Genomic DNA, 13,068 nt, shown 5'->3' with positions numbered 1-13,068 from the left:
TACTATGGCCAGTCAGCTTCTTTAAGGGAAACGCTGGAACCAGCGCAGGCTAAGACAGCCGGCGAGCAGGAAAAGGACAACCCCGATGGCGCTGAGCAAGGCTGAAATCTCGATGGTTTCGGTCATCCAGCTAATCTGCGTGCTTAGATCGGTATAGATTTGCCGCAGCGTTTTAGTGGCACCAGCGTAGAAGTAGCGTCCACCAGTCTGGCTGGCAATAGCCTTCATGGTGGCTTCATCTACTCTAGATGACGGTCGGCCCTCATTGGCTGGCAATGTATTTCGCAGGCCCATCCCAACCGTATTTACTTTGATATGTTGCTGGCGCGCATGCAGAGCAGCCTGCATTGGATCAGAACCTGCGTTGTTTGCTCCATCGGAGAGCAACACAATCGTGGCCGGGATAGAGTTCCCATTGTTATCCTTTGCTTGCTGCTGCAGTTGGTCCAGCGCTGCATTCAGACCATCACCAATGGCGGTGCCACCACCGGGCAGCAAGGTATCAATAGAGCGTTGGATCAGGCCGTGGTCACTTGTGAGAGGAGCCCGTACCACCGCCTCATTATTAAAGCTGACCACGCCGATCTGTACACTGGCAGGTAAAGCATTGACAAACAGATGGGCAGCTTGCCGGGCGGCCATAATACGGCTGGGAGCCATATCAGTCGAACCCATGGAGCCTGATACATCGAACACCAGGATGACATTGGCGCGATCGAGTGGCAAGGTGATGACAGCCATTGGGCGCGCCATTCCTATAATCAGAGCAATCAGGGCGAACACAAAGATGAGGGGTGGAATATGACGCCGCATGCCGGGTCTTTTACCAGCCACGCGCTTAAGCAGGGCCAGATTGGTAAAGCGCACAGCATAGGCGCGCCGCCGCTTCTGGGCGGCCAGGTAGAGCCAGGTAAGCAATGGAATGATACCCAGAGCTATAAGACAGAGGGGCCATTGAAAGGTCATCGCACATCCCCTTTCGCGCTAGCGGCCAGCGTCACTTGTGACCGAGATTTATGCAGTTTGCACGTGCGCCTCGCCTGCAAAAAACGTATCAGACTACCAATCGCCTCTTCATCGGTACTGATCTGAAGCAGTTCGGCTCCGCACTTCACCAGGTCAGCGCGTAGCTGCTCGGTCTGCTGCCGTGCCGCCTGCATAAAACGGTCGCGCAACCGGGCGTCGGTCGTATCCACAAACAACTGCTGACCCGTTTCCGGATCTTCCAGGGTCACCAGTCCTACATCAGGTAAACAGCCTTCGCGTGGGTCAAGCAGGCGCACAGCTATTACTTCATGGCGCTGAGTCAATTTGCCGAGTGCACCCTGCCAGCCTGCGGCCGCCAGAAAATCAGAGATGATGATCACCAACGCACGACGGCGCATTACGGCCTGAGCCTTCGTCAGGGCCGCCACCAGATCGGTAGTACCTGCACCAGGTTGCTCATCCAGCTGCTGTAGCTGGCGCACACGAACCAACAACCGCTGCAGGTGCAGTTGTCCCACGGCGGGAGGAATGATGGCCACAGGCTTCACCGCAAACAGTAGCGCTCCCAGACGATTGCCAGCACGATTTAATAGCTGACCGGCCAGGGTCATAAACTCAAGTGCGCGATCCAGTTTGAGGCAGTCGGCCGTTCCCCAGCGCGTTGAGGCGCTCAAATCCAGCAAAAACCATACGTCGGCTGCTCTCTCAACATACGCCTCTCGTAGCATCGGCTGCTCAGAACGCGCCGAGATATTCCAATCGATGAAACGAATATCATCGCCGGGCTGGTAAGCGCGAATCTCTGAAAACTCAACCCCTGGACCCAGAAACGGCGAGCGCTCACTACCACCCAGAGAGCTGGCCAGTGGACGCAACAAATGCCAGTCCAGGCGGCGCAGCAGTTGGTGAGAAGGCGCAGACTGTGGTAGGGATGGCTGAACGTCCTCCTCCTCATCATCCAGCAGCAACGACTTGAAGAGATTGAAGAAGGGATGGTCAGGCCACATATCGATCTCCCAGGTCAATATGTGGTGGAGGGAAGCGCCGCAGCAGGTCTCCCACAATAACGTCGGTGGAAACGCCATCAGCCACCGCCTCATAGCTCAGCACCAGGCGGTGGCGCAACACATCTACCGCCAGGTCCGCTACATCCCGGGGCAGTGCATACGGCCGACTACGCATAAAAGCCAGCGCCCGCGCACCGGCAACTAAATTAATAGAGGCACGAGGGCTAGCGCCATAGAGCAACATATGCTGCAAATGATGCATCCCATGCAACGCCGGTTCGCGCGTTGCATGCACCAGGGTCGCCGCGTAAAACACCACATGTGGATCCACATAAATCTGATCCACCTGCTGCTGAAAGGCCCGCAGATGTTCTGGATTCAACAAGGTCTTCAGTACAATATTCGTGCCCGTCACACGCTCTACAATTACAATCTCATCCTCATAGGAGGGATAATCGACCAGCACTTTAAACATAAAGCGATCTAATTGCGCTTCAGGAAGAGGATAAGTGCCATCCGATTCGATTGGATTCTGGGTCGCCAGCACTAAAAATGGATCTGGGACAAAGTGGGTCTGCTTCCCGATCGTGACCTGGCGCTCTTGCATCACTTCCAACAGGGCCGACTGTACTTTGGCGGGCGCGCGATTGATCTCATCAGCCAGCAGGAGGTGGACAAAAATGGGGCCTAACTCCGTCACAAATTCAGCACTTTTGGCATTATAGATACGCGTCCCCACCAGGTCAGCCGGCACCAGATCCGGGGTAAACTGTACGCGCCCAAAACTCCCTCCGACAACCTGGGCCAGCGCCTTGATGGTCGCCGTCTTTGCCAGTCCTGGCACCCCTTCCAGCAGCACATGACCACGCGCCAATAAAGCTACCAGCAAACGCTCCAAAAGATGATCCTGTCCAACAATCAAACGCTTTACTTCGAACAATAGCGGCTCAATCAATGAAGGCTGAGTTGACGGAGGCGCAAAAGACCGTTGAGCGTGAGTCATAAGCATTATCCTTTTTCCCATTCTTAAAGAAAGTAAGAAAGTGTCTAACTCCCCCCATGCGGATGCGATGGCTTGCCAACCTGGGGCGCTGACGCCCTTACAGGTGTAGGTTTTTCAGGGGCGTAGCCCTTGAGGCCCCTGATGCCGCCCTGCGGGCGGCACGGGGAAGGGAAGAGTTGGGGCACAGCTTGATCATGCCCCCGGCATGCTCGCCAAACCCCCAGTCAAGGGGCTGGCCGCCCCTTGCATCCCCGCTTTCCTGGCGTGAATCCAAAAAACCTATACCTGTAAGGCGCTGACGCCCCCACTCTTTTTTTATGAGTTGTTGCAGCAAGCGCGCAATGCGCGCTTGCTGCAACAACTCATAAACATTTTTGAGCGCCGTAGGCGCGTAGCGTCATAGGTGCTGACGAGGCTGTCAGGGACATCATCTCCTCGCCTCAGCTTGAAGGCACGACAGCAAGCTTTTCAAAAAATGCGCATAGCGCATTTTTTGCCCCCAACGGGGATATCCCTCAAGCTGTTATACAACTAACATCGACAATAAATGCGCTTTATACAATTATTCTGTACATAGAAGAACAAATACATAAAATGGCAATTATGGAAACTGTGGAGCAAATAATAATGTATATATGTCAGGGATAAAGATCTCCCGCGCGACTTCATCGGAAGCAGATTCGCTAGTCCAGGTATACAGGTAGAATAGTGAAAAGAGAGGATCATTAGCATGGTAATGCAAGATTCTGAGCGCGTCATCGATTATTTATTAGTTGGTGGCGGATTAGCAGCGGCCACGGCGGCCGAAGAAATTCGTAAACAGGATAGTAAGGGTAGCATTGTACTGGTAACACAGGAAGATCATATTCCTTATCATCGACCTCCGCTTTCAAAAGAATATCTACGCGGCGAAATAAATGAAGATGGGGTCTATGGTGAGGGGGGCGTCTACGTACAGCAACCAGCATGGTATAAAGAGCAGCACATCGAGCTGCTGGAAAAAACTGAGGCAACCGCCCTGGATACTCGAGCGCGTACGGTGCAACTAAGCAATGGGCAGACCCTCAAATTCCGCACGCTACTACTGGCCACCGGCGGTCGGCCACGTCAGTTAAACCTGCCGGGAGCAGATTTACCAGGAGTATACCTGCTGCGCACACTGGATGATTCGAAGGCCATTCGCGAAAATATCAGTAAAGGAAAGCAGGTTGTCGTCATAGGTTCAGGTTTCATTGGCCTGGAAGGTGCAGCCAGCGCGCTGACCAAAGGAGCCAAAGTCACGATCGTTGAGCCTCAGGAGCGTATCTGGCCCACAATGGTCTCACCCGAAGTGTCACAATTCTTCCAGCAAAAATTCGAGCAGCAAGGAGCCACGCTGCGCTATGGTTATAGCGCGGTCGAATTTGTAGCTGGCAACAATGGTCAGATAGCCAAAGTACGCATCGCCTCTGTCAACGACAAAAGTAAAACCGAAGAAATTCCCTGCGATTTTGTGATTGCTGGCATCGGCATTCAACTCAATACCGAATTAGCCGCCTCCGGTGGATTAGAGATAGACAAGAAACATGGCATCATTGTCGATCAACACCTGGAAACACAGGTCGAGGACATCTTTGCCGCCGGCGATGTGGCAGCCTATCCAGATCCTTTCGTGGACATCATGCATTTTGAGCACTGGGATAATGCAATGGCATCGGGCCAGGTCGTCGGCGCCAATATGGTTGGAGGAGATACCCCCTATCGCCACATCCCATATTTCTTCTCCGACCAGTTCGACCTCTCCATTAACATGCTAGGCTATCCATCCAATCAGGCCCAGAGCGTCATTCGCGGCGACATGTCTAAAGGCACCTTTACCGCCCTCTATGTGGAGAAGGGCGTTCTGCGCGCCGCCTTCATGGTCAACGACGATGCCCAGATGGATCTCCTACGTGAGCTGATTGCCTCCGAGGCAAAAGTACAAAATCCACAGCAATTGGCAGATCCCCATTTTGATCTTGCCACCCTCAAATAAACGGGCCATCCCCGAGGGGCGGAATCGCTCGTCATGGGTGCAAATCGGGCGCAAAGCCCGAACCTATGGGTGCCATTTTCCTTGATGTGTTTCGATGGCCCATGTGATGGAACCTTCAAGAAGCATGATCCCAATAGGTTCGGGCCTTGCGCCCGATTTCTCGCTCCACACATGAATATGTTCAAAAAAAACGATGTCATGTTTCCATTCATCAATCAGCAGAACAACAAAAACCTCTACTTGAAACGGCGGCCGACACCCGCAAGCCAGATTATCACATTTCTTCTTACCTTTTATGGCACCCAGTACAATACAAGTAGATATAATAACCTCAGATAAAGAAGTGGTAGGTGGCTGATGCGGAAAAGGTGTAAAGCATCCCTGGTTGCTCTATTCATATTGTCTTATATTGTAAGTAGTATGCTATTCAGCATACAAACCCATGCAGCTCATGGCAAGCTAAAGAGCGGCGTGCTAGATCCAGGCATTGATCAGGTAACCAGAGAGGTCCTGCTCAATATCACCGCCAACGGCTTTAATCCCAACGCAAAAACCAAATCGCTCACGACTGGTGGCCTCTATATCAACTGGATGATGAATGATCCAACACAGATCAATAGAGTCAATCCCAACACCAACAACAATCCGCCCACCAGTCACGACATACAAACGGACCTCTTCTATCTCAACGCGCTGGCAGAATACAAATATCTGCACCCTGACGACACCCGCTACGACCTGGAGATTCAGAAGATGTCTCCCATCGTCCACTACGAGTTCTTCAACTACAATCTGCCAAAAGGGTGGGTCTACTTCTATTTATTGCGCGATGGGTTCTTCTTGAATGATCCAGTGCTCACCGAAGAAGCCAGTATGGCGGCCAGCAACTACTATACCCACTGGTATGATACAAACCTGAATCTGCTCTACAATAAGTCGCATATACCCGGTGTATACAGCGTCGAACATTCTATTACCGCCGGGGCGGCACTGATGGATGCAGGTACACGCTTGAATCAGCCAGCCTGGTTTCAGGCGGGCAAATCTACCCTGGAAATCGCTGTGGCAGCCTCATACAATTTACAATCGCACCTTTTCTATAACAACATGTCGGTGAACAGCGACGGTACCGAGGTCGTAACCAATGATCAAGCGAAACCCAGCACCCAGGGCAGCGTTGTCGAGGCCTTGATGGAAGCCTATATGCTGGTCCATGATCAGCAGTATCTGGATATAGCCAACCAGGTGTTGCAAAGTATGTTGATCGATAGCGGGCTCTGGGATCATACCAATAGAGGACTCTACTTCGCCCTGGATTTGAACGGTGGCAAGCTAGAACAGAAATATAAAGAGACCAGAGCGCAGGCCCATGCCCTGATCGGGCTCTACCGCTTTAATCAGGTTATGCGGACCTTTGGCAAGCCACAAATGTATCTGGATAAGCAGCAGCAGTTGATCTCTTTGTTGGCCAACAAGTTCTATGAGCCAACGTATCATGGCTACTTCTATCGGATGACGCCAGATTTCCAGATTTACGTCTCAAACGATGCCAATGGGCAGCCACAATCTGAGAACTACTTCACGACCGAAGCGATGGGATTAGCCCTGGATGCGCTGCAACAAACTGAAATGCCCACAGTGCCCTTCTAAACACCTCATGAGCGGACGTGTATTGCTTCTACCTCAGGAATACACGTCCACTCATCATCAAACATTACAATCGTTTGGTGACATCCTGCTGAAAAAATCCCACTACCCCCATCACAAAACCGATCACCACCAGAAACGCCTCTATACCAGGAAATAGCTTCAAGATAAAAGGAGGATTGCTGGCTGACATATTAAAGAGAGCCTGCGAAATGCTGGTGGCCAGACATACAGCCAGTAGCATCAGCAAAATGCCCATCAGCATCAGCTTGGTTGATTTCATAGTGGAATAGACCTTTCTATAAGAAATAGATGATAAAACGATAAAAAAATGGCCCAGAATCAGAGAAGTGCTCTATATGCAAGCACATCCTCATATACATATAACAACTTATATAGCAGCCTGGTCAACACTAGAATGAACCATTCGTGCTAGTAGCAGCCAACCGTTCTGTCGTATTAAGAAACAGAGTGCTATTCTGAGCAGAAAGAAACTATAAATTCTGCGCAAAAAAAGCCAGGATCTTTTCCCATGAATCTTTGAGCGCGACAGCATTGGCGGCGGCGCTCCCTCCAAAGGCCATGCCATTCTGGGGGAGATATGCCGGAGGAAAGTGAGGATAACCATAAGGAAAACAGACAAAGTGGCCGGCACCAGCATAGAGCAGGTGCTCATAGGCATAGGGGAACTGCTGCTCGCGCAGGCGCTGGACTACCATCTCGGAAAACAAGCTGGCCGGCCACATCTGATCCTCATCGCCAGAAATGAGCAAAATGGGTCCCCGGGTCTTTTCCACCGGAATGGTCGCCCTGGCCACGTTTTCTTGATCTTGCAGCGACAACATGAAGATGCTCTTGAGCTCAAAAGCGCGTCCTTTCAACCAGTTGGTCATCCAGGAGAGCCATGACCAGAAAGTGAAGCGCGGCCTGGGATAAGGAAAAGGCTCATCATGATATGTCCAGGTGGCCACGTTGCGTCCCAGACCAGCATGGGTGATACCGCTCGGCGAGCCCGCGACAACAGCTTTGATAGCCGGAAACATTGCTCCTAATAAAAGGGACAGTTCACCACCGCGCGACAGGCCAATGACGCCAATCTTTTCCGCATTCACAAAAGGCTGCGCCTGCAACCAGGCAATAGCTTTTTCAAAATATTCAAGCGGTATATTTGCCAGCGTATTGGGCAGTCCCGGGGCATTGAAATAGACCAGCGATAAAGCGGCATAGCCATGAGATGCCAGTACGGCGGCCTGATTGGGACGCAATGAGCCATCGGAACCACTTAGAATAAGCACGCCAGGATAGCATTCCGCCGCCTTAGGATGATACAGGGTACCAACGAGTCCTTGCTCGCTCAATATCACCTTCTCCACATCTGGTGAGACAAAGACACGCTCTATATCGGCCTGCGCCACCGTTTGGCTGGCAATCTCAGCCGTTAGCTGCACATGCAGTGGCTCTTCATCGCGCCAGACAAAGGTGGGCGGTATATGCCTTTTTCTCTTCACTTGCATCGACCAGAACAATCCCATCGCATCAACGCCACGATAGGTGCCGGACAGCGCCTCCTGAAGTCCGGGACGCACCTCGCCCTGCTCATCAGCCTGATAGGTAGCGTACCCATCCCACGATTGCTGATTACTATCCTGCGCCTTTGTGCGCAGCGTCACCATTTGTCCAGGTTGACAACCCGAGCAAACAATCTCTACCGGGATATCAACCAAAGCCTGCTGAGGCGTCACCTGCAATTGAACAACCATCTACTTTATATTCCTCTATCCAATGAAGTCATAGCATTATCATACAATTTGACCCGTAGCAGAGTGAAATCTATCCATAAATGAATGCTGTGCATCCTTCACAGAAAATGTATTTATATACATCTACTTGGAAAGTATTTGAAGTCCATGACGCTGGAAAGTAAAGCGCCCCCATACGGGCGGGCGCATACGCGCCCGAGCCCTTTTAGAGCGTCCCTGGGCCTGGGGAACGCAGGCGTCCCCAATCTCTTTTTTATGTTGGTGCAAAACGCGCGCTGTGCGCGCATTTTGCACCAACATAAAAACCTCTTTTGAGCTCCGCAGGAGCGTAGCGTGAGGCAAAGAGACCACGATAGGCGTGGGAATCAGACACGCTGTTATATGTTGGTGCAGCAGTCGCGCAAAGCGCGACTGCTGCACCAACATATAAAAGACTTTTTGAGCGCTGTAAGCGCGTAGCGTCAGGAGCCGAAGGCGCGAAACATATGGCTTTCAGACACTCTCTTAATAGAGACGCTGAGCCAGAACATAAATAACGCTATCGATGCGGACAAGTAGCGTTTTCACGGAATTTCTGTTTATTGCCCTGAAAAGAAGAGTATGGTATATTTCACCTAGATCATCGATTGCTTGAGAGGAGGAGAGTAAAATGGCGCTGGATAATGAGGAAAGAACCCAACAGAATGCGACGCTCAAACGCCATGGCTATCGTTGGGCAAAAGAAAATAATCAGTGGATTTTAAAAGATCCACAGGGCAAAACGACCACGCCAGAAAAAGCTATTCAGGCAATACGCAACAGAAAAGCACAACCGCTTCCTCCTCCTCCGCCAGTACAGCCAGTCAATGCCGTCGAACGACCAGCGGTACTACGATGGGCGCAACAAATTATCAGGCGCCGCCCTCTGATTCTTGCCAGCAAAACGCTTAATATCACAGGCAGCGATGAAATCATTGAACTGGCCATCGTAGATATTTATGGACAGATGGTCTTTAATTCACTCATCAAGCCGAGTCAACCTATAACAGCTATGGATGGAAATCAGCAAGGGATCGCCACCAACATGTTGGCGCAGGCGCCGACCTTTCCAGACATCTGGCCTCAGATCTATCCGCTATTGATTCAAAATGAGCTGATTATTTATAATGCGGCCTTCTATCTACGTAGCTTACGCCAGGCTGCGGCGCGTTACCAACTGGCTCTACCAGCCATTGTCTCGCACTGCATGATGGCCAAATATGCAGTATATGCCGGAGAAAAAGTTTCGGAGCGTGAATATAAGATCTATGATCTTAACGAGGCATGTGCTGAGTTTGGAATTGGGACCGGAAGCCAGCAGGCCAGCGAAAATGCTGAAGCGGTCAGGCAGTTGCTGCTGGTCCTGGCCAGCCTGGAATCCTGATAGAGAGCAGCGCAAAAAACAAGCATTCCAGCAGCGAGTGTGTTGCACCCAACCGCCGGAATGCCAGCCTATATTACAACAGCTTGCGCAACAAAGTGCCTGCAACTAACTGGGAGGAGGTTCCTCCTTTTTGCGCTTCCCAAACAACCCTCCGAGAAAACCACTGGCGCTATTTACAACACCACCCAATCGGTTCCCCGCCCCTCTCTCCAGCGTATTCAGCACTCCCGCCGCGGCTTCCTTGGCCTGGCTGGCAAACTGCTCGCCACCGGGAATCTTGGATGCATACTGGTCGATCGCTTGACGAATCTTCTGTTCAGCTGTATCGCGGGCCGCCTGAAGATGCTCTGGATTCTGCGGCTGCTGTTCAGCTGTATCGCGGGCCGCCTGAAACTGCTCTGGATTCTGCGGCTGCTCATTTGCATCTGGCGCTCTGTTCACTTCCTCTGGCATGATTCTGAAACCTCCGCTTTTATGATGGTTATCTCATCAGCGACAAAAAAAGAAATAAGCTGTACAAGACATTTTCAGATCATTTTTCACGCCACAAGCATAACATATATGATAACCATTGCGCTGTCAAGGGTCATACAATTTACAGGCAATTTTCAGCTCTCCTCCCTGCTCGAGGGCAGGGAGGAGAGCTGAAAATTGCCTGTAAATTTCATTTGGTTTTATCTAGATTTCTATTAATTATGATTATGTTCTGTTTATAGGAATTTATACAACAAATATGATAGTAAAATGAAACTTTTGTAAAATCAAAGAAATTGCTTAAGAAATATGTTAAAACCATATGCTCAAGATCGTCATATTATATGTAACCCGGTTGCCTGGCTAAGAGAGTTTGTCTGTTACCTCAAAGGAGAAGGCATTGACCAACAATCTTCAGCGCAATTTGGCACGTCGGCTCAGCCGCCGTACGGCCTTAAAAACAATAGGGTTGGGGACGACCGCCCTCACGCTCTCGGGCTGTGGCGTCATCATGGGAGCGCCCTCACCCACTCTATCTGCGCAAGGTAAAGAGGCTGCGCAGGGACGAAAAACGGTTATCGAACTCTATAATGTGTTCGGTGGCGTTGACAACGATCATTGGGTCAACCTGGCACGCAAGTTCGAGGAGGCCCAATCTGAGATCGGCATCAAAATCACCTACGCGCCCGCCGGTGGTGGTGGCGGCGGTGATAATCCCAAGCTGCTAACAGCCATCGCCGGTGGAAATCCACCCGACCTGGCACAATTAACCCCGTTCAGTACCCCGCAATGGGCCGCCCTGGGCGTAATGACCGACCTGACCCCCTATATCAAGGCAGCAGGCATAACTGGAGATGATTTCTGGCCCGCCGCCTGGAACGATATGAACTGGCAAGGGAAGGTCTGGCAGGTACAATGGGATGCCGACGCTAATTTCCCTTTCTTCTGGAACAAGCAGGTTTTTGAAGAGGTCGGGCTTGATCCCGACAAAGGCCCACAAACCATTGATGAGGTTAATGAATTCTCAAAGAAGATCAATAAGACCACCAATGGTAATATTTCCCGCATCGGCATGATACCCTGGGATAATTATGGGGCCAGCAATTCCCTGTTTACCTGGGGCTGGGCCTTTGGTGGCGAGTTCTACGATCGCGAGAAGCAGATGGTAACACCCGATAATGAGTACATTGTGAAGGCGCTGGAATGGATCGTGCAGTATGCCAAAAGCGTTGGGGGCGCTGACCATGTAGCGGTCAGTCCACCTAACCTGCAATTACATCCATTCTCGACTGGCAATGTGGGGATGGCCCCCCTGGTGGCTACCAATTATCGCGACATCGTGAAAGCCCTCCCTAACATGAAGATCGGTGCCGGGCTCTTGCCATCTCAGGGACCAGGAGCCACGCAGCCAGGCGCAGGAGGCTGGCTGGGTGGATGGAGCTTATTTATCCCCACCGGTGCGAAAAATCCCGATGCGGCCTGGGAATTCATTAAGTGGGTAAGCATCAGCGATGAAGGTACAAAAGCCCAATGGGACACGGTTGGCTTCCCACCTGGCTATAACAAAGCTCCGGTGCTACAAGAAATCAAGAATGACCCAGTAATGGCTCCATTCTATACTACTCTTATCAATGCCAAACATTCCCGGCCCGCGATTCCGGTTGGATCATTCTATGCTGGAATCCTCAACGACCTGGTTGGAGAGGCCGTATATGGCAAGATGACCCCCTTAGAGGCCCTCAGGGAAGTCAAAAAACGCACGACAAAAGAGTGGGATGATTTCAACCGCGAGCATGGCCTGTAGCCCGTAACGATGCACAGATATAGCACAACAAGGAGGTTCTGGTGTCTACAATACATGTGCAGAGTGTCCAGAAAAGAAAATGGAGTCCCCAAAAGCGCCGAAATTTCCTGTGGGGTCTCTTCTTTACCTCACCGGCCATTATCGGCCTCCTTTTATTTACTGCTTATCCGTTGATCATGTCCTTTTATTATAGTTTCACCTCGTACTCGATGTTCGGGCCATTTAAGTTTATTGGTCTGACTAACTATATCGATCTTTTTAGTGATGACAACTGGTGGAATTCACTCTACAACACTGTCTACATCCTCATTTTTTCGGTGCCGCTGGGCATCCTTGTTGCGCTTACGCTGGCGCTATTACTCAATGTCAGAACGAAAGGCATCGCCGTTTATCGCACAATCTTTTACCTGCCAAGTATTGTGCCGATCGTGGCCTCCGCCGTCGTTTTTGGCTATGTATTTAACCCTCAGTATGGTATCCTCAACAACATCTTGCAGCTATTCGGTATTACCGGACCTGGCTGGCTGTCCAGTCCCGATTGGGCCAAACCAACCCTGATCATTCTCAGCCTGTGGGGCGTTGGAAACCTGATGATCATTCTGCTGGCTGGATTGCAGGATGTACCACGCGATTTACAGGATGCAGCGCAGGTCGATGGGGCCACCGCCTGGAATCGCTTCCGCCATGTTACGCTACCATTTCTGAGTCCGCATCTGTTCTTTGCGCTGATCACAGGCTTGATCGCTGGTTTTCAATACTTCTCGCCGGTCTTTGTGCTCACCAACGGCAATGGTGATCCGGCAGGCTCCACCCTTATCGCGGCACTGTACCTCTATCAGAATGCCTTCCGCTATTTTAAGGTCGGCTATGCCAACGCGATGGGCTGGGTCCTCTTCATCATCATTTTAATCTGTACAGCAATTACCTTCCGAGTAGTTGCCAGGCGTGTCTATTATGGAGGAGCATAAAT

Annotated in this window: 11 protein-coding genes; 5 read left to right on the top strand and 6 right to left on the bottom strand. The window is 51.1% G+C overall.

All coding sequences use genetic code 11. The features are described 5' to 3' along the window. Positions 1-21: 21 nt before the first annotated feature. From JMI88_RS08515 to JMI88_RS08505, 3 genes are read right to left on the bottom strand one after another with little or no spacing between them, the layout of a single operon-like run. Positions 22-966 (bottom strand): VWA domain-containing protein, encoded by a 945-nt coding sequence (locus JMI88_RS08515; RefSeq protein WP_201361384.1) that lies wholly within the window; start codon positions 964-966, stop codon positions 22-24. Continuing rightward, positions 963-2,072, bottom strand: coding sequence for a DUF58 domain-containing protein (locus JMI88_RS08510; RefSeq protein WP_201361383.1), 1,110 nt, complete (start codon positions 2,070-2,072; stop codon positions 963-965). The genes JMI88_RS08515 and JMI88_RS08510 overlap by 4 nt, the downstream gene beginning before the upstream one ends. Further along, positions 1,984-3,003: an AAA family ATPase gene (locus JMI88_RS08505; protein ID WP_373323784.1), complete on the bottom strand. Its 1,020-nt coding sequence runs from the start codon at positions 3,001-3,003 to the stop codon at positions 1,984-1,986. Before JMI88_RS08505 ends, JMI88_RS08510 begins: the two co-directional genes overlap by 89 nt. Before the next feature lie 724 nt (positions 3,004-3,727). On the opposite strand from JMI88_RS08505, the gene JMI88_RS08500 reads away from it, so the two are divergent. After that, on the top strand, positions 3,728-5,011 hold the full coding sequence (locus tag JMI88_RS08500) for an NAD(P)/FAD-dependent oxidoreductase (protein WP_201361381.1): 1,284 nt from the start codon (positions 3,728-3,730) through the stop codon (positions 5,009-5,011). A 471-nt stretch (positions 5,012-5,482) separates the two neighbouring features. After that, positions 5,483-6,661 (top strand): D-glucuronyl C5-epimerase family protein, encoded by a 1,179-nt coding sequence (locus JMI88_RS08495; protein ID WP_201361380.1) that lies wholly within the window; start codon positions 5,483-5,485, stop codon positions 6,659-6,661. 64 nt (positions 6,662-6,725) lie between these two features. Here JMI88_RS08495 and JMI88_RS08490 read toward each other — a convergent pair whose 3' ends face one another. Together JMI88_RS08490 and JMI88_RS08485 are read right to left on the bottom strand one after the other, a co-directional pair. Next, positions 6,726-6,941: a hypothetical protein gene (locus JMI88_RS08490; RefSeq protein ID WP_201361379.1), complete on the bottom strand. Its 216-nt coding sequence runs from the start codon at positions 6,939-6,941 to the stop codon at positions 6,726-6,728. Positions 6,942-7,152: 211 nt separating this feature from the next. Continuing rightward, positions 7,153-8,418, bottom strand: coding sequence for an acyl-CoA thioesterase/bile acid-CoA:amino acid N-acyltransferase family protein (locus tag JMI88_RS08485; RefSeq protein ID WP_201361378.1), 1,266 nt, complete (start codon positions 8,416-8,418; stop codon positions 7,153-7,155). A gap of 649 nt (positions 8,419-9,067) precedes the next feature. Between JMI88_RS08485 and JMI88_RS08480 the strand changes: the two genes are divergently transcribed. Further along, positions 9,068-9,820 (top strand): 3'-5' exonuclease, encoded by a 753-nt coding sequence (locus JMI88_RS08480; RefSeq protein ID WP_201361377.1) that lies wholly within the window; start codon positions 9,068-9,070, stop codon positions 9,818-9,820. A gap of 105 nt (positions 9,821-9,925) precedes the next feature. Here JMI88_RS08480 and JMI88_RS08475 read toward each other — a convergent pair whose 3' ends face one another. Then, the gene (locus tag JMI88_RS08475; protein WP_201361376.1) at positions 9,926-10,273 is read right to left on the bottom strand and encodes a hypothetical protein; all 348 of its coding nucleotides are present in this window, start codon (positions 10,271-10,273) and stop codon (positions 9,926-9,928) included. 421 nt (positions 10,274-10,694) lie between these two features. On the opposite strand from JMI88_RS08475, the gene JMI88_RS08470 reads away from it, so the two are divergent. Together JMI88_RS08470 and JMI88_RS08465 are read left to right on the top strand one after the other, a co-directional pair. Continuing rightward, complete coding sequence (locus tag JMI88_RS08470) at positions 10,695-12,098, top strand: ABC transporter substrate-binding protein (protein ID WP_236022865.1); 1,404 nt, start codon at positions 10,695-10,697, stop codon at positions 12,096-12,098. Positions 12,099-12,139: 41 nt separating this feature from the next. Then, positions 12,140-13,066, top strand: a complete 927-nt coding sequence (locus tag JMI88_RS08465) for a carbohydrate ABC transporter permease (protein ID WP_236022864.1) — start codon at positions 12,140-12,142, stop codon at positions 13,064-13,066. The last annotated feature ends 2 nt before the right edge of the window (positions 13,067-13,068 follow it).

This window comes from Dictyobacter formicarum, assembly GCF_016587435.1.
Note: the sequence above shows the minus strand (reverse complement) of the source record. Positions and strands in the feature narration are given on the sequence as shown.